This is a genomic window from Bdellovibrio sp. 22V (genome assembly GCF_030169785.1).
Taxonomy (GTDB): Bacteria; Bdellovibrionota; Bdellovibrionia; order Bdellovibrionales; family Bdellovibrionaceae; genus Bdellovibrio.
The window spans coordinates 2,438,236-2,462,139 of record NZ_CP125854.1 but is presented as its reverse complement, the minus strand read 5'-3'; the positions used below and the strand labels follow the sequence as shown (position 1 = coordinate 2,462,139).

At 47.4% G+C, this 23,904-nt stretch carries 23 protein-coding genes and 1 tRNA gene; 14 read left to right on the top strand and 10 right to left on the bottom strand.

Annotated features, from left to right (window positions below; all coding sequences use genetic code 11):
- Positions 1–143 precede the first annotated feature (143 nt).
- From lon to QJS83_RS11880, 3 genes are all read right to left on the bottom strand, one after another.
- Positions 144–2,516, bottom strand: a complete 2,373-nt coding sequence (gene lon / locus QJS83_RS11890) for an endopeptidase La (protein WP_284605103.1) — start codon at positions 2,514–2,516, stop codon at positions 144–146.
- A gap of 136 nt (positions 2,517–2,652) precedes the next feature.
- Complete coding sequence (locus QJS83_RS11885) at positions 2,653–3,540, bottom strand: 3'-5' exonuclease (protein WP_284605102.1); 888 nt, start codon at positions 3,538–3,540, stop codon at positions 2,653–2,655.
- A 108-nt stretch (positions 3,541–3,648) separates the two neighbouring features.
- Complete coding sequence (locus QJS83_RS11880) at positions 3,649–4,242, bottom strand: type 1 glutamine amidotransferase domain-containing protein (protein WP_284605101.1); 594 nt, start codon at positions 4,240–4,242, stop codon at positions 3,649–3,651.
- Positions 4,243–4,391: 149 nt separating this feature from the next.
- Between QJS83_RS11880 and QJS83_RS11875 the strand changes: the two genes are divergently transcribed.
- Positions 4,392–5,036 (top strand): uracil-DNA glycosylase, encoded by a 645-nt coding sequence (locus tag QJS83_RS11875; protein WP_284605100.1) that lies wholly within the window; start codon positions 4,392–4,394, stop codon positions 5,034–5,036.
- Positions 5,037–5,116: 80 nt separating this feature from the next.
- Complete coding sequence (locus QJS83_RS11870; RefSeq protein WP_284605098.1) at positions 5,117–5,494, top strand: hypothetical protein; 378 nt, start codon at positions 5,117–5,119, stop codon at positions 5,492–5,494.
- On the opposite strand, the gene QJS83_RS11865 is transcribed toward QJS83_RS11870, so the two are convergent.
- Positions 5,491–5,721, bottom strand: coding sequence for a hypothetical protein (locus tag QJS83_RS11865; RefSeq protein WP_284605096.1), 231 nt, complete (start codon positions 5,719–5,721; stop codon positions 5,491–5,493). The genes QJS83_RS11870 and QJS83_RS11865 overlap by 4 nt on opposite strands.
- A 152-nt stretch (positions 5,722–5,873) precedes the next feature.
- Here QJS83_RS11865 and QJS83_RS11860 point away from each other — a divergent pair, with 152 nt between their 5' ends.
- Both QJS83_RS11860 and QJS83_RS11855 read left to right on the top strand, forming a co-directional pair.
- Entirely contained in the window at positions 5,874–6,533 is a 660-nt protein-coding gene (locus tag QJS83_RS11860; RefSeq protein ID WP_284605094.1) for a hypothetical protein, read from the top strand.
- 67 nt (positions 6,534–6,600) lie between these two features.
- Positions 6,601–7,023 (top strand): hypothetical protein, encoded by a 423-nt coding sequence (locus QJS83_RS11855; RefSeq protein ID WP_284605093.1) that lies wholly within the window; start codon positions 6,601–6,603, stop codon positions 7,021–7,023.
- A 40-nt stretch (positions 7,024–7,063) separates the two neighbouring features.
- Here the strand turns inward: QJS83_RS11855 and QJS83_RS11850 are convergent, their stop codons facing one another.
- Complete coding sequence (locus tag QJS83_RS11850) at positions 7,064–8,017, bottom strand: PLL family lectin (protein WP_284605091.1); 954 nt, start codon at positions 8,015–8,017, stop codon at positions 7,064–7,066.
- A 265-nt stretch (positions 8,018–8,282) separates the two neighbouring features.
- On the opposite strand from QJS83_RS11850, the gene QJS83_RS11845 reads away from it, so the two are divergent.
- From QJS83_RS11845 to QJS83_RS11830, 4 genes are all read left to right on the top strand, one after another.
- A complete protein-coding gene (locus QJS83_RS11845; protein ID WP_284605089.1) occupies positions 8,283–8,885 on the top strand; it encodes a hypothetical protein in 603 nt (200 codons plus the stop codon).
- 141 nt (positions 8,886–9,026) lie between these two features.
- Positions 9,027–10,676 (top strand): polysaccharide deacetylase family protein, encoded by a 1,650-nt coding sequence (locus QJS83_RS11840; RefSeq protein WP_284605088.1) that lies wholly within the window; start codon positions 9,027–9,029, stop codon positions 10,674–10,676.
- Entirely contained in the window at positions 10,676–11,509 is an 834-nt protein-coding gene (locus tag QJS83_RS11835) for a trypsin-like serine peptidase (RefSeq protein WP_284605086.1), read from the top strand. The genes QJS83_RS11840 and QJS83_RS11835 overlap by 1 nt, the downstream gene beginning before the upstream one ends.
- Positions 11,510–11,519: 10 nt before the next feature.
- Positions 11,520–12,533 (top strand): VOC family protein, encoded by a 1,014-nt coding sequence (locus QJS83_RS11830; protein WP_284605084.1) that lies wholly within the window; start codon positions 11,520–11,522, stop codon positions 12,531–12,533.
- Here the strand turns inward: QJS83_RS11830 and QJS83_RS11825 are convergent.
- The 3 genes from QJS83_RS11825 to QJS83_RS11815 form a co-directional block, all read right to left on the bottom strand.
- Complete coding sequence (locus tag QJS83_RS11825) at positions 12,530–14,470, bottom strand: methionine--tRNA ligase (RefSeq protein WP_284605082.1); 1,941 nt, start codon at positions 14,468–14,470, stop codon at positions 12,530–12,532. The two genes, QJS83_RS11830 and QJS83_RS11825, sit on opposite strands and share 4 nt — an antisense overlap.
- Before the next feature lie 147 nt (positions 14,471–14,617).
- Entirely contained in the window at positions 14,618–15,406 is a 789-nt protein-coding gene (locus QJS83_RS11820; RefSeq protein ID WP_284605080.1) for an aminoglycoside 6-adenylyltransferase, read from the bottom strand.
- 146 nt (positions 15,407–15,552) lie between these two features.
- Positions 15,553–15,629 (bottom strand) — tRNA-Met (locus tag QJS83_RS11815).
- 186 nt (positions 15,630–15,815) lie between these two features.
- Here QJS83_RS11815 and QJS83_RS11810 point away from each other — a divergent pair.
- Together QJS83_RS11810 and QJS83_RS11805 are read left to right on the top strand one after the other, a co-directional pair.
- Positions 15,816–16,319 (top strand): BON domain-containing protein, encoded by a 504-nt coding sequence (locus tag QJS83_RS11810; protein WP_284605078.1) that lies wholly within the window; start codon positions 15,816–15,818, stop codon positions 16,317–16,319.
- Between the two features lie 93 nt (positions 16,320–16,412).
- Positions 16,413–17,399, top strand: coding sequence for a hypothetical protein (locus QJS83_RS11805; protein ID WP_284605077.1), 987 nt, complete (start codon positions 16,413–16,415; stop codon positions 17,397–17,399).
- Here QJS83_RS11805 and trhO read toward each other — a convergent pair.
- A complete protein-coding gene (gene trhO, locus QJS83_RS11800; RefSeq protein WP_284605074.1) occupies positions 17,396–18,433 on the bottom strand; it encodes an oxygen-dependent tRNA uridine(34) hydroxylase TrhO in 1,038 nt (345 codons plus the stop codon). The two genes, QJS83_RS11805 and trhO, sit on opposite strands and share 4 nt — an antisense overlap.
- Positions 18,434–18,720: 287 nt before the next feature.
- Between trhO and QJS83_RS11795 the strand changes: the two genes are divergently transcribed.
- The 3 genes from QJS83_RS11795 to QJS83_RS11785 are packed head-to-tail and all read left to right on the top strand — an operon-like array spanning position 18,721 to position 22,055.
- Entirely contained in the window at positions 18,721–20,328 is a 1,608-nt protein-coding gene (locus QJS83_RS11795; RefSeq protein ID WP_284605072.1) for a peptide chain release factor 3, read from the top strand.
- Positions 20,329–20,361: 33 nt separating this feature from the next.
- A complete protein-coding gene (locus tag QJS83_RS11790) occupies positions 20,362–21,282 on the top strand; it encodes an ABC transporter ATP-binding protein (RefSeq protein ID WP_284605070.1) in 921 nt (306 codons plus the stop codon).
- The gene (locus tag QJS83_RS11785) at positions 21,282–22,055 is read left to right on the top strand and encodes an ABC transporter permease (protein WP_284605068.1); all 774 of its coding nucleotides are present in this window, start codon (positions 21,282–21,284) and stop codon (positions 22,053–22,055) included. Before QJS83_RS11790 ends, QJS83_RS11785 begins: the two co-directional genes overlap by 1 nt.
- Before the next feature lie 78 nt (positions 22,056–22,133).
- Here the strand turns inward: QJS83_RS11785 and QJS83_RS11780 are convergent, their stop codons facing one another.
- Entirely contained in the window at positions 22,134–22,418 is a 285-nt protein-coding gene (locus tag QJS83_RS11780) for a hypothetical protein (RefSeq protein ID WP_284605067.1), read from the bottom strand.
- Between the two features lie 134 nt (positions 22,419–22,552).
- Between QJS83_RS11780 and ffh the strand changes: the two genes are divergently transcribed.
- Entirely contained in the window at positions 22,553–23,884 is a 1,332-nt protein-coding gene (gene ffh, locus QJS83_RS11775) for a signal recognition particle protein (RefSeq protein WP_284605066.1), read from the top strand.
- Positions 23,885–23,904 lie beyond the last annotated feature (20 nt).

Below are 23,904 nucleotides of genomic sequence, written 5' to 3'. Positions count from 1 at the left end.
CTCCCTTGCGAGTCTCTAAAGCAAGGACGGAGCCAAGAAAACAGCGAGCCAGGAGCGAGTTCGGGCGGAAATTCTTTAACACCTGTAAAGTCTCCGCTAACAGTGTTAAAGAATCCCGGGAAACTCTGTCTCAAAATGAGAACTCACCCTGCGGGAAGCAAGGGAGTTCCTGGATTGATCGAGGATTGATTCCATTTTGGCAGCTCGATACCCACTGTGAGTTTAAGAACTTCATTCACGTTATCTACGAGGTGAAAATGAATGTCCTTACGAACCTCTGCCGGAATCTCCTTAAGATCTCTTTCGTTTTTACGGCACAAGATGATCTCACGAACGCCGGCGCGATGGGCCGCGATGACTTTTTCTTTAATTCCACCCACAGGCAAAACGGTGCCGCGCAGGGAAATTTCACCGGTCATCGCAATCTTAGGACTCACGGACTTATTCAAGAACAGAGAGGCCATCGATGCGAGCATCGTCACGCCTGCAGAAGGACCGTCTTTAGGAATGGCTCCAGCGGGGACGTGAACATGCACGTCTTTTTTGCTGAAATCCAAAAGAGGATCGTACAGCGGCAGACGTGACTTCAACAAACTCAACGCAATCTTCGCGGATTCTTGCATCACTTCGCCCAGTTGTCCCGTCAAGAGCAATTGGCCGGTACCGTTCATTTGCGCCGACTCGACAAAAAGGATGTCGCCACCCACAGGCGTCCAGGCAAGGCCCGTGACAACTCCCGGAGGCAAAAGGCTTTCGATCATATCGGACTGAAAGCGTTCAGCGCCTAAAATTTCTTCCAGGTCTTTTTCAGTCACGACCAAACCTTGTCCGTCTATCTTCACAAGCTTTAAACTCATGAACTTACAGATCGTCGCAATCTTTCTTTGCAAATCGCGAACGCCGGCTTCGCGAGTGTAGTGCGTGAGAAGCGCCGTTAACGCTTCATCCGTAATACTTAAAGATTTTTCGTCTAAACCGTGTTCTTTAAGCTGTTTAGGCCAAAGATATTTCTGCGCGATTTGTTTTTTCTCATCCAAAGTGTAACCACTTAAATCGACGACCTCCATACGGTCGAGCAAAGGCAGTGGAATGCCTTCCAGAGAGTTGGCTGTGGCAATAAAGAACACTTTTGAAAGATCAAACGGCGTATCCAAATAATGGTCTTGGAACGAGTTGTTTTGCTCAGGGTCCAAGACTTCCAGCATCGCCGAGGCGGGGTCTCCGCCAAAACCGCGTGTCAGTTTATCGATCTCGTCGAGCACAAAGACCGGATCGTTTTCTCCCGCCTTTTTTATTCCCGCAATAATACGTCCGGGCAAAGCGCCGATGTATGTTCTGCGATGCCCGCGAATTTCCGCGTCATCACGAACGCCGCCTAAGCTCACGCGCACATATTTTTTACCCAAGGCGCGCGCAATACTTTTTCCTAAAGATGTTTTGCCAACCCCAGGGGGGCCAATGAAGAGCAGGATCGAACCCTGATGGCTTTTACGCAGTTTCATCACCGCTAAATGCTGCAGAATGCGTTTTTTGATCTTCTCAAGTCCATAGTGGTCTTCATTCAAAATTCTTTCCGCAGCATCCAAATCGATTTCTTTTTGCGCGGAAGATTTAGACCACGGCAGATCCAGCATCAATTCTAGATGCGTGCGAATCATCTGATATTCAGGAGAAGCGGCATTGATTGTCTCAAGACGTTTTAGCTGTGTGCGTGCTAAATCCAAAGCTTCTTGCGGCATTCCGGCCTTGTCGATGCGGTCCTTGAATTTTTTGAAAAGATCTTCGCCTTCTCCTTCGCCAAGCTCTTCGCGGATCACGCGCATTTGCTCGCGCAAAATACTTTCTTTTTGCGTTTGCTGGAAGGACTCGTTGAGTTTATCGCGAATGCCTTTTTGAATTTTCAATCGTTCTTTAAGATCTTGCAGGCGATCCAATAATTTCAAAGCACGATCTTTTAGAACGACAGTTTCCAAAAGCTCCTGCTTTTCAATCGGGGAAATATCCGCATAAGCCGCGCACATATTTACAAGCGTTTGCAAATCCTCAATTTCATTCAGAACATCTTTGACTTGTTTCGTATTGCCGGGAAGTTGATCCAACAGATCTTCCGCAAGTTCGTGCAGACTTTCCAAAAGAGCTTCCTCGGTTTTCTTATCCAGATAACCGCGATCTTCCAAGGCTTCCGTTTGCACTTCGAAAAAACCATCCGTAATTTTGTGTTGCACCACCTGCACACGCTGGCGTGCTTTGACAAAAATACTGTAACTTCCATCTTCATCCATTCGGAACGACTCGACTTTAGCAAGTGTTCCTATTTGATAAAGATCTTCAAATTTTTCTACCGTCGCTTGAGGATTTTTTTGTGTTAACAACACAATCCACTGGGTTTCTCGCAAGGCTTTCTGCAACGCAGAGATGCTTCGTTCTCTTCCGACTCGTAAGGGCATACTAATGTCAGGAAACAAAACTGAGTTCTTGAGAGGAATCACTGGGACAAAACCAGAGACGTAAGACATGTGTACCTCACTTTTTCCCCGAATAAAGGGCGGGGGATTATAGTAAACATGAGTCCCCGGTGAGATTCGTCAAGTCTGCAAAAACAAAAAGCGCTGATGTCAGCGCTTTTGTTTGAATAAAATTTATTTTGATCTTCTAAGTTTTAAATGCGTCGTTTAATGCTATATCGCGGGTAAGGCCCCCAAAAGGCCCGCAATAAACAGTTTCCTCAAGCCACTTTAATTCGCCGTGAACGTCGTCTTTAAAAATCGTTTTCGCCCAGAAGCGATTGGTGCTGTCCCAGCTATAGCCGCGGCTTTTTAAATGATCTTTTGATTCAAACGGAGCGGCACTCGCAATAACTTGTGTCATTGTTCGGCGGGCGTTATTTAACAACTCGAATAAATAAGGCTTTTGTGTTTCCGCATCCGGAAGACTAATTAGATAAAGAAGAGCATCGACGTCGTTGATCGCGCGATGTGAGTCCGTAAAAAAGCCATGATAGATATTCAGAAGTTCAAGCTTGGAACTCGTGAAACCTTTGTCGCTCCAAGAAATTTGTTTTACAGTGCATGCCCAGATTTTCTCGCTGGAAATTTTCGCCTTGCGATCAATAAAGGGACGATCGAAACGTGCATTGTGTGCGATCACCACGCTGGCTTCTTCAAAAAGAGAGTGGACGGCAGTCCAATCAATCTGTTGACCTTCGACCATTTCGTTCGTGATTCCCGTCAACTCTGTGATCTCTGCAGAGATGGAACGACCCGGATCTTGAAAACTCGAGTAAGATTTTCCTAAGCCCAGAATTTCGCCGGTGTTGCGATTGAAAAGAAACTGTCTGATACCGATTTCGATGATGGCATCTTCGGCTTGATTCAGGCCTGTCGTTTCCACGTCCAAAACGATTCCCGTGCGCACGATGTCTGCGTTCATTTCGATCCAAGCGGGAACGGAATAAGTTGGGGGAGTCACGGGGCAGCCTTCAAGTTTATGAAGGGTGACGGTTTTACCATCTGCTGATTTTCCTAACCATCGAAACGCCAAAGATATCCTCCTCGAAAAGATCGATAAAATCTTTTCTGAAATCATATCTTTGTCAAATTCATTTCTCTAGAAGGAAATAAGAAAAGCCCGCTAGTGCGGGCTTTTTTTCTAGTGACGAGGTCGTTGTTCAGCGCGCGCCGCTTTGCTTTGCGGAGTTTGATGACGTCCTTCGGCGAACTCTTCAATCATTTTGCGATTAAAGGCGGGGATGTCTGCGGGCTTTCGGCTTGTGACCAGGCCTTGATCGGTGACGACTTCTTCATCCACCCACTCGGCGCCGGCGTTTTCAAGATCTGCACGCAGCGACGGCCAAGATGTCATGCGTCGACCTTCCACGCCTTCGGCATTAATAAGAGTTTGCGGCCCATGGCAGATAGCGGCGATGGGTTTTCCTGAATCCACAAAAGAACGAACAAATTCGACGGCCTTGGGCTCCATACGAAGTTTATCCGGGTTGATCACGCCTCCTGGTAACATCAGTGCATCGAAATTTTCCGGGCGAGCTTTATCCAACGTGAGATCCACCTGAATAGGATCACTCCAGTTGCCTTCCGACCAAGATTTAATTTGCCCCGACTTTAACGAAATCACGGTCACTTCAGCGCCTGCTTGTTCAAGAGCTTTTTTCGGATCCAAAAGCTCCGCTTTTTCAAAACCGTCGGTGGCGAGTATTGCGACTTTTTTCTCTGAGAGTTGTGCCATCTTTCCTCCAAATATGAGTGGAGTCGTTATCTTAGGAAAAGCTCGCAGCAAGGGCTAATATCTTAAAGACGGGATGTGCGAATGCATGAATGGGAACTGTCTTTCCGTCCAGGGTTTTTCAAAACACAAAAATATCTTATAGTAGAAAAATGTCGAAAGTAAGAAAGCTTGCGAGTATTCAAAAACAGATTCGAGAGTGCCGCTCTTGCCCGCAGATGTGCGGAAGCCCTGTGCATGGCGCGCCCGTGGACTCGGCGGTATTTCTTATTGGTCAAGCACCCGGTCCTCATGAAGCGCGTTTTGCAAAACCGTGGGCTTACACTGCGGGAAAGACTTTGTTCAAGTGGTTGGCTCAGGGAGGCGTTACCGAAGAAGACGTGCGAGAGCGCGTCTACATTGGCGCTGTCGCACGGTGTTTTCCCGGCAAATCACCCAGCGGACATGGCGATCGTGAACCGTCAGCCGCAGAGATTGCGCAATGTCGGCGCCATCTGCAAAAAGAGATAGGTATTTTGAAACCGAAACTGGTCATAGCCGTGGGTCGTCTGGCTATTTCTGAAGTCTTAGGTCCCGAAGTCTTTTCTAAGAAGAGCACACTGAATGACGTCGTCGGGAAACCGCTGAAAGCGCGATTCCACGGTGAGGACGTGGAAGTGATTGCCCTTCCGCATCCGAGTGGGGCGTCGAGCTGGCCGCACACAGAGCCCGGTAAAACAAAGCTGGCTCAGGCGTTGCGAAAACTTTTTAAACATCCCGAATGGCAAAACTGTTTTATTCGTGATTCGGATTCTTAAGATTTCTGAGCGCCTTCATTTTCCATAAGTTTGAGACCTCTTATTGCACTTCTGATTTTTTTAAAAAAAAGGAGTGCCCCATGTTTCAGTGTTCAGAAAATAATTCCCTGCAAATGAACGATTTTTTTAAAAAAGAAAACTTCCGCAAAGATATTTTGCTCCAGCTTTTTTCGTTAATAGAAAAAGAGGAATTGAGTTTGCGCAAGCCGGCTTCGGCGGAAAAGAAATACGAACGAATGTATCGGGGGATGGTGCTTGTAACAAAAGTTTCCGGGCAGACCGTGACGCTGGCGCGGGATAGCGGCGAAAGCTTGGGAGTGTTGGCTCTCAATAAAGAGATTTGCCAACGTCTGCGTGTCGGCGACCGTTTTGATATTATGCTCGGGCTGCGCGAACAGCAATGGCGCCCCCTCTTTGTCGGCGCCATTATCAGTCAGGTTCCGCAAGAGCTTCTTTAATGTCGGTTCTTTTTTTCTGAAGGGCGCACGGCGGAAGAGCGGCCAGCTCCAATATCCGTCAGTGCTCCCGTCGGAGTACCAGGAACATCTTTTTTCGCCAGATCGACAGCCTTGCCTTCTTTGTTTGTATAACCTGAAGCCCGCGCTTTTCTTTCAGAAGCGCGTCCGCCGAAATCAAAACGTTTGCTTTCGTTGACAGTGGATTTTGGAATTTTGCTTTTATCCATAAAAGCCTCCAAGAATATTATAACAAGTTTTAGCAGCGCGGCCACTGTGTCAGATATCATAAGCCGGACCGACTCTCGTCATTTTTAATTTATAAAACTTAAAAAGCTTTAACTCTTTAACGAGCTTCCCTAGTCTTATCTAAGAGGTGTGTATGAGTGCTAAAGAGAATATAGCGAAAGCCGCCTTAGGAGTGACTTTAGGCGCCCTGGTGATGGGTCTTTTTTATGTGACGTCGGCTAAAAAAAACAGCCTGGACCAAATAGCGGTGCAACTGGAAAAAGAATTTTTCGCAGATCCAGTGGTGAAAGCAAAGCTGTCGCGCATGCCGGCGTCTGAGGTGGCCGCCTTTGTTTCGCGAAGTGCGCACAATGGTTTGTATTGGCTGTCTCCTCAAGAACTCGATACCTGGAATCAGATTCGCATCGCTATGGCCAAGAGTTCGCCGGAACTTTGCGTGTCCTACATTCGCGGAGGCACATCACAAAAAGATATCACGCAAGCTTTTGCCCAAATCGGCGAAAAGAGCGCCAGAACGTGGATCGCTCTTTCTCTGACCGCGGCAAAACAATCCATCCAGCGCGCCGAGCCCCTCGACAACCAAAACATTCAAAAAGAATTTCAAGAAGGCTTGCTTCAGGTTGTCAGCGTGAATGGCCCGGAAGAGCAATTCAAACTTGCTGAAATTTTGCACAATTATTTGATCAAAGATGACGAGGAGACGTGTTGGGCTGCCATAAAAATTCACGAGAATGCGATGAAGCTGGACTCTAAGGCGCGTCATAGTTTTTTAAGAGTGTTAGCGGTGCTCTAAGAAAAATATTTATCCGGCTACAAACTAAAACTTGATTGTAGACATGGGGGTGTTTACAATCGGTTGAGTGACGGTTTTCAAGATCTACTTCTATGCTGAGCTTGATTCAGAATCCAAAGCGGGTGCTTGGGTTCACTGTATTACTTCCGACGATCATGTTCTAGCTCTGCGCTCGGGAATTGCGGTCGCGGAACAAACGTTAGAGGCCCTGCAGTTCACGGCGATCCTTCAGGCTTTACAGAATCCTCCTTCTCCAGCAGCTCAAGACTTCCGCGCTTTGATTCTCTATACCAGCGATCAGGCAAAAGCTCTTGAAAGTGTTTTTAAAGAGCCTCTGCGCCGTAAAAACATCGTGGGAATGAGTGAACCCGTCAAAGAACTTCTCTGTGTTCCGGTCGATTATGAAGTGAATATTGAAATGGTCGGCGATTCTTCCATTTATCAAGAATTACGTCTTCGCGTGAAAGAGCTCCTCAGTGCACCAGCATAAAAAAGGCCACGGCAAGGCGGCCTTTTTTATTGAACTCGCGTTAGTTACGATACGCGCGGAAATAAACGCGGAAGTCTGTTCCAAGAACAAAGACCATCAATCGACCTGGAGCCGAAGAAGTCGCGCCAGGTCCCGACGTCAAGGTGCCGCCTAAAGATTCCCAAGCGGACCATGAGCCCTGGAACCATTTATGCCAAAGAGCATTGTCAGTGCCGCGACCGAAAACATCCAGTCGGCCATTAGACCACGAAGCGGCGTCAGGAGATGAAGTCAGAATACCACCCAAAGACTCCCATCCTGACCACGAGCCATTCCACCATTTGTGCCAAAGAGCATTGTCACCGCCTCGAACAAAAACGTCGATGCGATTGTTACCCCAAGACACAGCCGCAGGATCATCCTTGAAAGTGCCTCCCAAAGATTCCCAGCCGGACCATGAGCCACGTGTGAACCACTTGTGCCATAGAGCATTGTCGGTGCCTCTGACGAACACATCAAGGCGTCCGTGCGCCCATGAAGAAACTCCGGGACCGGAAGCAAGAGTTCCGCCCAAAGAAACCCACGGTTGCCAGCTACGGCGGAAAGTTCTTTGCCAGAGAGCATTGTCAGTTCCACGCACAAAGACGTCGATGCGGTTCGGACCCCAGCACGCAACTCCCGGAGAAGACGTCAGCACGCCACCCAATGAAACCCACGCAGACCACGAAAAACCATTCCAGTGTCGATACCAAAGAGCATTGTCCGTGCCTCTCACGAAGACATCGGTTTTATAACCGTCGCGCGAGCAGGCCGCGGGATCGGAAGTTCCGATGCCACCAATGTTGAGCCATGGTGACCATCCGGGTGTCGTGGGATCGTCATGCAGAGGTGTGAGTGTGGCCGGCGGACCTGCGACGACGAAAGGCTGAGTGTTTTCCGTTTCAGTCTCGGCCCAGCTTGTAGCTGCTCCGGCGACAGTCCATACAGTCAGTGCGAGCGCAATGAACTTAAGCATTTTTCCTCCATTGGATGTAGGTTGTTGAGGAGTCACGGTAACGGAAGAGATCGAAACCTAAAAGCCGAAACGAACTCTTTGCTAAAAGGGGGAGAGATTCCGTGTTGGAATAGAGGGATTTGTTGAAGGTAGCTCTATCTAAGTCCTCATTTTGGTATAAGAAATTTGTAGCGACGCAATCTCAACTCAGACTCATTGACCTCCTAAACTAGGTTTGTTGCAGTAAGAGAAGATTTTTATCAACTACTCTTAAAAAGGACTCGATATGAAATATGCCGTGTTGTTTTCCTCGGTCGTTTCTTTGCTGGGCGTTTCCGCAGTTCAAGCGCAAGACACTGTGGTGTCTCCTCCGAGCGGAGTTGTAGGAACAAGCTCGGATGGAAAATCCATGGAGGCTTTCGACGCGGTGGAAGTCGAAGCTAAAGTCGTGTCTGTCGATAAAAAGAAGCGACAATTAAAACTCAAACCCGCAAGCGGCGAAGAGATGACCGTCACCGCCGGGGACGAAATTCAGAATTTTGATAAAATCAAAAAAGGCGATCTTCTGCGCGTGAGCTATATGGAGTCTCTGGCGCTTGAACTCAAAAAAGGCGGCGGCGAACCTCTTATGCGCACGGAAGAATCGGAAATGGATCGTGCTAAGAAAGGCGAAAAACCTGCGGGCGTAGCTTCACAAACGGTCAAAGCCCGCGGCAATGTCATCAAAGTCGATCAGAAAAATCAGCAGGTCACTGTGCAAGGCCCGCAAAAAATCGTCGTGCTGCAAATACCCCAGCCTGACGTAATGAAGAACATCAAAGTCGGTGATCAGATCGAAGCGACCTATACAGAAGCGATGGCCGTTTCCATTGAGTCGGTCAAGAAGTAGTCCGATTAAAGGTGCTGTCTCATTTTTAGACAGCACCTTTAATCGTCTCTTGATTAAGAAATAGACATGCAAGCTTTCATTAAGAAGGCGTAATAGAGGTATGCTCCTTGCTATCCATTACAGAACGGATAGGGAGGACGCATGAAAAAAGGCTGGTTGCTGAAAGGTTTTATCGCTTCGATGATTTTTGCGCAGGAGTTTTCTTGGGCGCAAAATAAAACCGTGCAAAGACCGCCTCAGTTTGTTCTTTTTGCGTTTGACGGTTCTTATAACAATGAAGTCTGGCAATACTCCCGTGATTTTACAAAACAGCTGAAGCAAAAAGGCGTCGACACGCGTTTTACTTACTTTATAAATCCCGTCTATCTTTTAACGCCGGAAACTTCTTCCAATTATCAACCTCCTGGATATCGTTTAGAAACCCGCAAAGGCGAGGTCGTTACGGTTCGCAATCGTGGTTCTGCGATCGGGTGGGGTGATGACAATCAAGATATCGGGATTCGCATCGACCATATGAACGATGCTTACCGTGAAGGGCACGAGATCGGCTCCCATGCCGTGGGGCACTTCGATGGCGGCTATAAAGAATGTCATATCGATCCGGCGACAAGAAAATGCCAGCGCGACGGCAGTGGCGGTATTCTTTGGAAATGGAATCTGGCTTGGAGTGAGGCTGACTGGCGCAGCGAGTTTGAACAGTTTTATAATATCGTTGAAAACGTTTTCCGACTCAATGATCTGCGTTCCGTAAAAATGAAATCCCGAAAGTGGCTCTTTGGCAAAGAGGACATCAAAGGATTCCGCGCTCCTGTATTGGGTGTGAGTGAAGGGCTTTGGTCAAATCTTCCCAAGTTCGGTATTTCCTATGATACGTCGAAAGTAAATCGTGAAACTTACTGGCCTCAGCGAAATGAGTATGGCACTTGGAATTTCCCATTGGCAGAAATTCAAGAACCAGGCGGAGCTCGCCGCTGGATTTCAATGGATTATAACTTTTGTGTGCGCGATTCCGCGCGTGTGCTTTCTGAAGAGCCGCAAACCATGGCTCTGACGGTATTTGATGCCAAGAAGAACCAGGAAGTGAAAGCAAATAAAAACAGAGCCTGCTTGAATATGGTTTCACCTGCGCAAAAAGCGAAGGTGAAAAAGAATATGATGACATTGTACCGCTCATACTTCGAGAAAAACTATTACGGCAACAGAGCACCCGTGCACATTGGCCATCACTTTTCACAATGGATGAGCGGCGCTTATTACGAAGTGTTTTATGAGTTTGCAAAAGAAGTTTGCGCAAAGCCCGAAGTGAAGTGCGGTACTTACGCCGAACTCATGAATTTCGTCGAGACGAAATCGCCCGCGCAGTTGGAAGCATATAAAAATGGCGCCTTTGTTAAAATGTCTCGTCCTAAATCCGCAGCGATCGCGCATCACTGGGACCTGCAGATTGATATGACTGCGGATGCCCAAGCTATGAAATTTGTATTGACGGGTGTTGATGCCGAGCGCACGGGACTTAAGCCAAAAGCGACGGTGAATGGCGTGTCCGTTTCTGAAAGCCTTGTTGTGCAACTTGACGACGTTCGCAAAGCCGCTCAAGGGGACAAAGACGCTCTTGTCAGAATGGCGATTTCGGACCGCCATGGAAAAGAAGTGGCGACAGCGACGTACAAGATCTTCGCTATTGGAAGTGAGAATGAAGCCGTGCTTGCAGAAAATCTCGAAGAGCGTTGGGTGCAAGGACACCTGCCTGAAGCCCATGCGGACGAGATGGATTTCTCGAAAGGCCATTAATGCATAAGCTTCACGCTCTTTTAGGACTGCTCTTATTTCAGATGCTAGGTTGCGGGTTGGATCCCGCAACAGGCATTATTGAGAAAACGCCGTCTCAAAGTGCCGTGATTTATGGGACTGATTCCCTAGTCGAAGTGGATCTCGAAACCCCGAATGCCAGTGTGAGTGTGGCGCTCACCAGCCAAAGCGTGGCAACAGAGTATCTCGTGGGGAATTCGGTGGCGACCGTGTCAGAATTGTACGGACGTCATCCTCTTTCGTGGACAGATCAGCCCGCCGTGGCTCACTGCTCGGGTGTTTTAATCAAAGACGATGTTGTTCTCACGGCCGCGCACTGTCTAAGGTTTGCTCCCTGCAAAGAAACGGTTTTTCTTTTTAACTTTCAGAGCAGCAAAACAGAGGACGTGATCTCTCGTACTTGTGCGGAAGTTATTGCACAGGAAAATGCTGAAGATTTGGACTATGCACTTCTGCGTCTGAGCGCCCCGATTTTAGGGACCTCGGTGCGCATCTCTAATTCTTCGCCGAAGCTCAAAGGCAAAATCTATACTCTTGGTTATCCGCTCGGAGCATTTAAGAAAAAGGCCGAGGGTCAGATCCTTTCTCTAGACCGCAATATTGTACTTTCTGATCTCGACGTTTTTGCGGGCAACTCGGGGTCTCCAGTCTTTTCATCTGAAACGCACGAACTCCTCGGTATTTTAGTGGGCGGTGAGTCAGACTTTGTGTCTTCTGAAAAGAATCCGGATCAGCTTGTACTTAAAGTCTGCGGCGCTGCCGATTGTTTAGGCGAAAAGATCATTCCCATTCAAAAAGTCTTCAAGAACTTGTAGTATGCGGCTCATGACAGCCGCCCATTTTCATTCTTTAGCTCAAGAATTCCTGCAAAAACTTTTTTCCGAACTTCAAGAGCATCAAGTGCAGATTGAAGAACACTGGGATATCGATCATCTTTGTTATCGTGTGAGCAGTATCGAGCGCTACGTTGAAATGAAGAAAAGCTTCGCGAGCTTTGCAGATCTTCTGATTGAAAGCGACGTGAACGGTCGTCCTATTGCAACTTATAAACTGCATTCCGCAGTGCCGTTTATGAATTGGTCTATTGAAGTTGTCGAGCTTCCGGCGCCGAAACCGACAAAGCCCACGCCCGAAGGCTTTGAGCATATTGAAGTCGTTTGTGATATGCCGTTGGCGCACCTCATGGAAAAATACAAGGCTCTGAAAATGGATCACGGAGGCCTGGCGAAAGATTTTAATCAAGAGCTTGAAATCTGTTTGGGAGAAAGAAATCTAAAATTTCATCTACTTTCGCTCAACTCTGTTATCAACCTTGAAAAGAATCAGCGTGTGTACAAGGCCTTGAAAGAATCACGCATCCTTAAGGACTTCAAAAAATACGATCCGCTTGTCGCGGGAACCTTTCCGCTGGATATCGCGACAGCGGGCTCAGACTTGGATATTCTTTTGCGCGCGGATGATCTGAGTCAGATAGAGCAAGAACTGCGCGAGCATTATTCTGAGATCCCGGATTTTAAAGTTCAAAAGCTTGTGGTGGACGGTTTGGATACGCTGATGGCGAACTTCCGATTCGACGAAATTCCTTTCGAGATTTTTGTTCAGAATCGCGAGACCGTCCAACAAAAAGCGTATCGACACTTCTTAGCAGAAGAACGTCTTTTAAAGTGCGGTGGATGGCCTTTGAAAAGGAAAATTCAGTTGCTGCGTGCGCAGAAGATAAAAACAGAGCCGGCTTTCGCACAGGCTCTGGGTATCCAAGGGGATGCTTACGCAGAGATTTTAAATCTGCAAAAAGAATCACAGGGGACGTTGCAAAAACGCGTGCAAGCTTCGCACTAAGAGTTCGAAGCTTCGTCTGCCACAGCCGGGAAGTAAACCCCTTTGGCGTTAATGACGTGACCTGCAGGAATGCCTGTTCCAAGCTCTTCGGCTCTGAATACAGTTTCAGGCAAATTTAAAGATTTGCGAAGCTCGTTCATTGTTTCTGGAACGAACGGTGCCAACATAATCATCAAATTCTTCAGCACATAGAAGCACGTGAACAAGGCATCTTTTCTTTCCGCTTCGGGGGCACGGTCATCGTGCGGTTTGTATTGCGAAAAGAGCGAGTTGATCTGTCTTGCATAGTTTTCAACTTGGCCCAACAAAATGGCATAATCGCCTTTTTGCATTGAGCGCAAATACATTTGCACAAGTTTTACGGTTTCAGCTTCCGCTTTGCCGATCAACTTTCCTTCAGGAACTTTTCCGCCATACTTCGAGTGACACGCCGAAATCGGTTTTTCGAAAGCGGCATTCATCGGGCCGGCAAGGAATTTGTTTCTTTCTTTGAAGTGTTCGAAATCAAAGTTCGAAGCTTTCACCGCAAGACTTAACATCGCCAGGAAATAACGGACTTGATCCGGCGCATAGCCCATCTCAAGCAGTTGATCTCCGGTATAGAAGTTGCCTTTGGATTTGCTCATTTTTTCGCCGTTCACCATCAAGTGGTAACAGCTCAAAATTTCCGTCATTTGCAAATCACCTTTTTGCGGAAGATGCTGCGGATCTTCCTTGTGACCAAGCCACATCGAACCCTGCATGATCGTATAGAAGAACACGTTGTCTTGTCCCAAGAACTGAACGACGGTTGCGTCAGGATCACACCAGAAATCTTTGTACTCATCCGCTTTGCGGCCTGCTTGCGTCAGTGCCACTTGCGTGAAAATAATCGGCGCGATCAATGAGTCCGGCCACACGTAAAGAGTTTTGCCTTTCATTTCCGGATCCAGCTCTGCCGGAACAGGAATACCCCAAGAAACGTCGCGCGTGATTGGGCGATAGCCCCATTTGTCTGTGACGACAGAAGGAATACCGTTGGCTTCAAGAACCTGTTGCGCTTTTGCAAGATCCGCTTTCGTATCAAACAAGCACTCGACTTTTTTGCCGGGAACGTAACGGGATTTATGTTTTGGCAAAGTCTCTTTGATCTCTTTGTATTTTTCTTCGTGCGTGTTTTCAAAACGACAGCCGATCAAAACAGTGTTGCTCACTTCTTGAACGACAGCAGAACGCCATACTTTTTGTTTCGTCTCGATCCAAGCTTTCAAAGGATCTGCGACCTTCCACATATCAAGCCACCAGTGAGCGGTATCACGAAGCTCCGGCTGGGCGTCGCTCAACTGGCTGCGTGGATCTTTCAGTGTGCTTGGATCAAACTGAGTGCCGCAGGCATCGCACTCGTCAGAATAAGCTTCGTTGTTGCCGCAGTTCGGGCATGTCCCACGCACGAAGCGGTCTTGCAGGAAGCGATTCATTTTCGGATCGAACCACTGTTTTGTGATGCGTTTTTCTAAAAGACCGTTCTTATACAATCGGCGCAAGAAATCCTGTGAGTAAGCTTCGTGCAGAGGATAGGTCTCTGGACGGGAAGTTCCCGTGAACACATCCGTTTGAATGGAGTATTTTTTTAGAGTCGCTTTTTGTTGTTCGTGAATCGTGTCGATAAACTCACGAATTGTTTTTCCCGCTTTAACGGCGGCGACTTCGCTCGTGGAACCATGATCGTCATTGCCGTTAACGAAAAGAACATTCTCGGCTCCGATCAACATGCGCATCCAGCGAGCGTAAATGTCAGCAGGAACGTGAGCTCCCGCCAAGTGACCTAAATGCAGAGGGCCGTTGGCGTAAGGCATGCCGGCTGTGACCGTGACCTTCTTGGGCTTTTTGTGGTTGCTCAAAACAGATTTAACGTCAGAAGGGGGTGCAAATTTATTTTCTGGTTTTCCTGGCTGCATGATGTGTCCTCTAAAGGCTCTAATTTAGCGAAAATAATAAATTCATGCACCTATTTGCTGTTCGAAAACGAAGGAACTAGGTTGCGGGTTGCGTCAGGGCCTGTTTCGATATCAGCAGATAGGGTCATTTGTATTTGATTTCTTAACTTAAGTCGATGCGACTTGCTCAAAGTAGGCAACAGCAGCCGACTCAGCCTCATTTTTTAAAACAAGTGTGCTCAAGGAGGCTTCGGATCGAAGAGTTCGGTACAACTCGATCGCAGCTCTTATCGCTTGCACGCAAGAAGAGCGTTCATAGCCTGCAACCGTCTGCTTCATCATTTCTAAATGCCGAGGGGCCAACATCTCCAGCCTACGTACTCCTTGGGGTAAATGTCCGTGTTGCACCAGGGATAAGGGGCCAAACACGGCTTGTCGCATGAAGGAGAGATGATCAATCACTTCAAATAATTCACCTCGGCCAAGGCGCAAAGCTGCGTAGTGAATCCAAATCCAAAAACGGTCTTCGATCCATTGCAAGTCGGGCGTTGGGTAGTGCGGAGTCGTTTTTTGGATAGTATCCGACAAGTCTGTGTCCCTTTCCCAAAGCACGACGGGATTTTCAACTCGATTGCCAAAATCAGAAAGGGAGACAAACTTAACATCGACGTGCAAAAGAGGTTCGTCAAAAAGAGAAATGATCAGTCTCGGCTCTCCGACATGTTCTCCCGTGAAGCCAGTGAGGTGGTTTCCCAATCCTGCAACAATTTTGAATCTTTCGGCCATGATTTCGTTGAATTTCGTATCAGGCACAACGACGATAAGATCCAAATCGGAATACTCATCCATTTTTCCAGATATAAGGGATCCGGCACCCGCCACTCCCAAAATTCGCAAGTCAGCTTGTAACTTTGATAAAGCTTCATCTAAGAACTGTTGATGAATCTTCGGTAACATGAATTCTGCTCCTTAATGCCAGAAAATGGCATTATTACAGGATCGTGGGAGAGCAGGTTTGTGTCAATGCTGTCTGGAGAGAAAAGCGAGTTGCGAAGAATCCATAAAAATGGAAAAGGCCCGATGGTTTACCATCGAGCCTTTATTGGTTGCGGGGGCAGGATTTGAACCTACGACCTTCGGGTTATGAGCCCGACGAGCTACCAGACTGCTCCACCCCGCGACAAAGCGTTACGCTAGAAGGACAGTTATAGGTGACATCCTCGGTAAGGTCAATGCTTCATCTTTGTTATTTGAAAGATAATACCATGTATCATTTTGTCTCTTAGCCGAACTTTCTGATCTCGACTTCTGCTTCTTTTTTTTCTGAATGAGAATTTCCTCATAACCCCAAAGCAGGAGAAAAAATATGAACGAGTCAAAAGACAAATCAGGTGGCGGTGTCATGGGCTTTCTTCTCGGTGCCTCGTTGGGTGCTGCTGCGATGTACTTCTTTGATCCAACAAGAGGAAATCAAAGAAGAGCTGTCGCACGCGATAAATTCTTTAGTTTAGCGAAAAGAATTGAAAGACGAGGCGAACAAATCACGGAAGATCTCTCAAATCGCGCCCGTGGCACGGTCAAAGAAGTTCAACGTCACATGCGCCAAGAGGAGATCGACGATGCGACTCTCGAGCAGCGGGTGCGCTCCGAGTTTGGGCGCAAAGTCAGTCATGCGCGCGCCATTCATGTGTATGCTGTTGATGGCCGTGTGACTCTTTCAGGACCCATTCTTAAAAAAGAGGTCGATCAGCTGCTCACTTGCGTGCAAAGCGTTCCGGGCGTGAAATCGGTCGTGGATGATTTGCAGAAGTATGACAAGCCCGGTGATATTTCAAGTCTGCAAGGTAAAGGCAAAGAGTACTTTCAATAGATTAAGAATGCCGAAGGAACGCCTGTTTCTTCGGCAGCTTTATTGTCACGTAAAACAATCCATGTTGTATTCGCCTCCGCCGAGGAGATATTCATGAACTGGAAAGGCGCTTTCAAAATCGTTTCCGTCAGTTTTTTTGTTCTCTCTGCCACTTTCGTAGGATTGATCGTGTGGGGGCTTTCGCGCCTGCCGTCCGCTTTTGAAATTAAAAAAAGTCTGACGCCTCCGGCGCTTGCGGCAGCAGACAGGAATGCCGGTGACAGAAAAGTTTCTCGGATGAAAACAAATCCTCTTATGAAAGGGGCCGTAGCCCAAGCCGCGGAGTCTGCAAAAGGGCCTTCTAAAAAATCCTCAGAACCGCCGATCCCGCAGAATCAAATCGTGATGGATACGACAAAGGTTTTACTCGAAGACTTCGTTGATTCTCGCAAACCGCTCGTCACAGGATGCCGGCATCTTGAAAAAGCGTCCCAGAGTGATCTTTTAAGAGATCCCGAAAGCGCGTCTTCAAAATACTTTTTTCACAGTCTCGCGCAAGAAGAAAAAGACCCTTTGGTGGAAACGGCCGCGCCCATTTTGCGTTACGTGTTTCGCGCGCCGGGCATGCAGTCCGTCGTTGATATGATTGTGCGGGCCGAGGAGGCTCAAGATCTAAGTCTTCTTAAGAAAGCCGAATTCTACTATGAAATTTATCGTGCCGGAGATTTTTTGAAAGGGCACATCGCCGATATGGATGTGATTCTGCAAAAATCTTATAACATGCACTATCTGACTCGCGCGATTGCGCAAAGGCCGGAACTGGCCCGGGAACCCGCAGCACTCAGTTTTTGCGAGCAGATGGAAAAAAACCTGAATACCAACGGTGTTTACAATGCGGACGTTGCCGCCCAAGAGATGATGAAATTTCTGAGTGCAGCTGGTGTTGATCCGCGCTCGATAGGATACGATCCGCATTATCGCTCGCAAGTGAAGTTAGATCTTTCCAATTCTCAAGTGATGCTGAACGATACGTGGGTCGTGCGGCTTTTCGCCCGGGATTTTTACCGGGCGCAACGTCAGCCAGCCGGCGGCGGAAATTAGTTTTTGCTCGTCACTGTTTCCGATTCGCCTTTGTCGTTCACGGTGACGATTTTGGTTTTGGAAACACGAATGGTCGGCAGTTCGTCGGTGCCTAGTGCCTTCATCTTTTCGATCTCAAAAGGCACAAGTTGTTTGGGGCCTTTCTTGCCGGGATGAAGTTTGTACTGATGCGCACAGTTTTTTGAGCAAGTGTCTTTTCTAAATTCCATTTCAGAGCAATCAACACAGATCAACTCTTCCGAGTCGCAGCGTTTGCACGAAATCTTGATTTCAGAAGGTTGACCGCAGTGCGGGCACAAGCCGTATTTGGTGGAAGGCTGCAGATCTTGATCCAAAGCCACGCGATGATCGAATACGAAACATTCACCTTCGAACTGATCGTTCGGGAACTCTTTCATGTAGTTGATGATGCCGCCTTCCAATTGGAAAACGTTGTCATAACCTTGCTTCTGCAATTCAAGAATGCCTTTTTCACAGCGAATGCCGCCGGTGCAGAAGATCAGCATTTTTTTGTCTTTGGCAATACCTTGGCTTTCAATGTACTGCGGGAAGTCCGTGAATTTTTCGATGTTGGGATTTAAAGCGCCTTTGAAGGTGCCGATTTTGTATTCGTACCAGTTGCGCGTATCAATCATCACAAAGTCATTTTCTTCTTTAAGGACGCGATTCCATTCGGCAGGACTTAAATGATGATTTTTTCCTTCCGGAGGCATCATCTCAGGAATACCTGTCGTCACGATCTCCTCACGCACTTTCACTTTGAAACGGCGGAAAGGCGCCTTCGGAGACACGGAATCTTTAAAGAACAAGTTCGGAACAGAGAAGTAATCGCGAATAAACTGCTTCCACGCTGCGAAGCTCTCAACCGAAGAGGCCGCCACTGTGGAATTAAAACCTTCCGTGCCCAGGATAATAAGACCCTTGATGTTCAATTCATCCGCTTTGTTTTCAAGATCTTGTTGTACTTTAGGAACGTCCGAGAGGACGAGAAATTTATAGAAAGTCGTAACATAATAGTTCGACGTCGCAGTCATATATGCACCTCAGTTATCCAGTCCCGGCTCCAAACCAGGGGGAGTTGAAAGTTCTACGAGGTTATAAGGGCAATTTGCGAATCCCGCAAGTCTAAGCCCTATCTTGGCCTCAAACACCCCGGAAATTTGAACGAAATTCCAAGTTGAAGCTATGACCGTGCTCATATTTGCGGCGAAATCCACCGTCGGTTGTTTTTTCTTGAGGTCGTTCGTGGTGGCGCTGCGGCAAATACTTGTAACCCCCGGTGTTTTCCCGTAAAAAGGATGTTTTAAATAGGACACGCAATATGCTCGCTACGCCCCAAGTTCAAAAAGAAATTCAACGCCGTCGCACCTTCGCCATTATCTCGCATCCGGATGCGGGTAAGACGACTTTGACGGAAAAGCTGCTCTATCATGGGGGCGTGATTCACGAAACGGGAGAGGTGAAAGGGAAAAGCGGAACCAAAGCCGTGACTTCCGACTGGATGGCGATGGAGAGAGAAAAAGGGATCTCGATCACGTCTTCGGTCATGACTTTCGACTTCGATGGTTTGCGCGTGAACCTTCTCGATACTCCCGGCCATAAAGACTTCTCGGAAGATACGTATCGTGTTTTGATGGCGGTCGACTCTGCGTGCATGCTGATCGACGTTGCGAAAGGTGTCGAGGAGCGAACGAAGAAACTTTACGAAGTTTGCCGTCTTCGCAATATTCCTATTTTTACATTCGTCAACAAGCTTGACCGTGAAGGTAAAGATCCTCTCACTTTGATTGATGAAGTGGAAAAAACTCTCAATATGCAATGTTATCCTGTGACATGGCCTTTGGGGATTGGACAGCGTTTCCGCGGAATTTACAACCGTTTGACAAAAGAGATCTGGATTTACGATCAGCGCCGCGAAGAGGTTGAGGACTACAAAATCATTCCATTCGAAAAAGGCAAAGACGATCAGATTCTTTACGAATACCTTGATAAAGAGTCCGCGGATCAAGTGATTGATGAGCTTGATTTGATTGAAGGCGCTCTTCCGCCATTTGATGTAAACGAATTCCTGAGCGGCACGATTTCGCCGGTCACATTCGGTTCTGCGAAACAAAATTTCGGTGTGGATACCTTCCTGCAGTTCTTTACGAAATACGCACCAGGTCCGCAGCCTCGTCGCACGAAAGACGATAAGGAAATGGATCCTTGTGATGCGAACTTCACGGGCTTTGTCTTTAAAATTCAAGCCAACATGGATCGTCGTCACCGCGACCGCATCGCTTTCATTCGTATTTGCTCAGGAAAATTTGAGCGCGGCATGAAGGTGAAGCATTCTCGTCACGACAAAGAATTGCGTTTGTCTTATGCCAGTCAATTCGTAGCGGCGGATAAAGAAACGGTCGATGACGCTTATGCAGGCGACATCGTCGGTGTCGGCGATACCGGCAACTTTGCAATCGGAGACTGCGTTTACGCCTCTGGAAAAATTCATTTTGAAGACATTCCGAAATTTGCTCCCGAGCTTTTTGGTCGCCTGTCCGTGCGCGACGCTTTGAAGCGCCAAAAAATGCAAGAAGCTTTAAATCACTTGTCTGAAGAAGGCGCGATTCAGCTTTTCATTGATCCTCTTATCGGTCCGCAAGATCCGATCATTGGTGCGGTCGGTGAGCTCCAGTTTGAAGTTCTGTTGCGTCGTCTTATGGATGAATACAATCTGGAAGTTAAACTCAATCGCCTGCCTTACGGTGTCGCTCGTTGGCCAAGAACCGCCGACGGCAAGCCGGTCAGTGATCTTAAGGGCGGCGCGAATATGTTCCGTGATTTGCAAGACAACCCGGTCGTTTTGGTGAACCAAGAATGGGATTTGAACTGGCTTAAACGTGAAAATCCTGATGTTGAGTTCCACACCAGTATTTCACGCGCACGTTAGGCATGAACCCTTGGGTTCAGAAGGGGAGTAGAAGTGATTCTGCCATTAGAAATTACGAATCTTCGTAAGCGCTATCAGGATGGAATTGTGGAAGCCGTCAAAGGTGTTTCCTTCAATGTCAATCCCGGCGAAATCTTCGGTCTTTTAGGGCCTAACGGCGCAGGAAAGACGACGATCATTTCGACCATCACGACCTTGGAAACCCCCACTTCTGGCGAAGTGAAAGTCTTTGGCATGGATGTCACAAAAGATCCTATGTTCACAAAAAGACAGATTGGTGTCGTTCATCAGGAGGTGATCAACTCTGGATTTTTTGATGTCGAAGAAATTCTGCAATTTCATTCGGGATATTACGGCCTTCGGAAAAACACTGAACGTATTCATTTTGTTTTAAACAAACTGGCTCTTTACGAACATCGAAAGAAAAAGGTGAAGCAGTTATCGGGCGGGATGAAGCGTCGCCTGATGATCGCCAAGGCCCTTGTTCATAATCCGAAGTTATTGCTTTTGGATGAACCGACCGCAGGGGTCGACATCAGTTTGCGTGAAGATCTGTGGAAGTTCGTGCGCGAGTTGCGCGGGGAGGGGATGTCCATCCTTCTCACAACTCATTATCTTGAGGAAGCCGAGCAGCTGTGTGATCGTGTGGGAATCATTAATCTCGGCGCTCTGGCTTGTTTGGGGGATACCAAAGAAATCATCCGCCAATACACCCAGAAAAAAATCCGCGTTGTGTTGACAGAGCCTTTGCATTTGCGCTCGCAATTCCTTATCGAGGAAAAGGGCAAAGAAATGCTCTTCATCGTTCCCCAGAACAAACCGCTAGGGGAGTTTCTGAGTGAGGTCGCCATCCCGACAAATCTGATCAAAGACGTGCACATTGAAGAGGGCGATCTGGAAGAAGCTTTCTTAAAACTTGTCAGCAATAACAAAGAAGTGCGAGAGGCTCTGTAATGTCTGGCTTTGTCACAATCTTTCAGCGAGAAATCGCACGTTTCCTTAAAGTGATCGTTCAGACGGTTGTCACGCCGTTTGTATCTTCATTCTTATATTTGCTTATTTTCGGAGTTTCCTTAGGCGAACAAATGGCGTCCCATCAAGGGGTCAGCTATTTGGCTTTTTTGATTCCCGGGTTGATGATGATGGGACTTATCAACAATGCCTTTCAAAACTCGTCATCGTCCATTGTGTCTTCTAAATTTTCCGGGGACCTTGAAGATCTGCGCGTGGCACCCATCACAGATCAAGAAATTATCTGGGCTATGAGTTTGGGCGCGGTTGTGCGCGGCTCGTTGGTGGCGTTGATCACGTACATTGTTGGCTCTGCATTTCTTTGGTATCAGCAGGGACAATGGCTGACGGTGGCTCATCCTCTGCTCACTTTGTTCTTCCTTCTTGTGGCGGGACTGATTTTTGGAATGATCGGGATTAGCATCGCGTTCTGGGCGACAACATTTGACCAGCTTTCGGCGTTTTCAGCCTTTATCTTGCTGCCACTGACTTATTTGGGAGGCGTGTTCCTGTCGATCGAACATCTTCATCCGTTCTGGCAGATGGTTTCTAAATTCAATCCTCTCTTGTATCTGATCAACGGACTTCGCTACGGAATTCTGGGTGTGAGTGACGTGAATGTCTGGACCGCAGCCACGATTTCAGTGGTGGGCTTTTTGTTCTTTTATGTTGTCGCACGCTGGAGTCTTAAGAAAGGCTCTTTCCAACGCTGGTAGAAATAAAATATCTGATAAAGAAAAATAAAAGAGGGAATTTAAAGCCCCCTCTTTTATGTGATACTAAAAAATGAGGACTTAGAATGTCGCAGGTTCTGTTGTCGTAATCACAGCTGCAGGAGCTGGAACAGACGTTGGTTCAGCGACCATATTGAAGTTCAAAGTTTCCACAGTTTTCATGCGGTTTCTTTCTTCCTGAAGACGTTGTTGCTCGAGAGCCTCAAGAAGTTTCAACTCAGTTTCTTTTTCCATCTGAACGCGAGCTTGTTTCAAACCCTCCGCAGCGGAATAGTGATAAGATGCTTGTTGAGCTGCAGCTGTTATCGCTGCACCAAGAATAGAAATGAGTACGAGTTTTTTCATAGTCAGTGCCCCTTTTTCGTAGCTCATACCGGGAAAGATTCGCGATTGAATCACTCAATGCGCCGTGACTAACCTTATTACAGGGTGGCTTTGAATGCGGGGCGTGTTAAAAGTCGTTCCTTCAGGAGTTTCAAATGTTTGAGAATTTATCTGATAAAATCATGGCAAGTCTTAAAAAGGTGCGTGGTCAGAACAAGATCACGGAAGCCAATATTGAAGACGTTATCAAAGAAATTCGACTCAGCCTTCTTGAAGCCGATGTGAACTTCAAAGTGGTTAAAATCTTTATTGATAAGGTGAAAGCCAAAGCCTTAGGCGCGGAAGTTCTTCAAAACGTCAATCCAGGTCAAATGTTTGTTAAAATCGTTCACGATGAACTTGTGAACGTTCTGGGTGGCGGAGCCGTGGATATTAACGTGCGTGAAAATCCGAGCGTGATTTTCCTCGTGGGCTTACAAGGGGCGGGTAAGACGACTTCGGCGGCGAAGCTGTCTCTGTATATTCGCCAGAAGTTGGGCAAAAAGCCGGGCTTGGTTCCTGCCGATATTTATCGACCTGCAGCGATTGATCAGTTGCAAACTCTCGGTCGTCAAAACAACATCCCCACATTCCCAACACAAGCGGGGATGAAACCGGAAGAGATTTTAGAAAAATCCAAACAATGGGCGCGCGACAACATGGTCGACGTCGTGATTGTCGATACGGCGGGGCGCTTGCAAATCGACGATGAGTTGATGGGCGAGTTGGGACGTCTTAAAGAGATCTGGACTCCGCAAGAAATTCTTCTTGTTGCGGATGCGATGTTAGGTCAGCAGTCCGTGAATGTCGCGGAAGGCTTCCATAAGCGCCTCAGTTTGACAGGTTTAATCTTAACGAAAGTAGACGGGGACGCGCGCGGTGGTGCGGCTTTATCCATTCGTGAAGTGACAGGAATTCCAATCAAGTTCCTCGGTGTGGGCGAGAAAGTTTCCGCGTTGGAAGTCTTCCATCCGGATCGTCTTGCGGGCCGTATTCTTGATATGGGTGACGTTCTTTCTTTGGTTGAAAAAGCGCAGGAAGTGATCGACGAAAAATCGGCACGTGATTCTGCGAAGAAAATCATGAAAAACGAGTTCACTCTGGAGGACTTCCTAACTCAGATCCAACAGCTTAAAAAGATGGGCGGGTTTGAAACGATTTTGAAATTTTTACCGGGAATGGGAGATTTGAGTAAGCAACTCAAAAATATGACTCCGCCGGATGCTGAAATGAAGAAGATTGAGGCGATCATTCGCTCTATGACCCTTCAAGAGAGACACAACCATAAGCTTTTAAACGCTTCGCGTCGTCAAAGAATCGCGAAGGGGAGCGGCACTCAAGTTCAGGACGTGAACAAGCTGATTAAGCAGTTTGAGGATGCAAAAAAGATGATGGGTGGGCTCATGAAGATGGGAATGGGTCGAGGTGGGATGAAGTTCCCATTTTAAAGCTTGATATTTAATTGTTA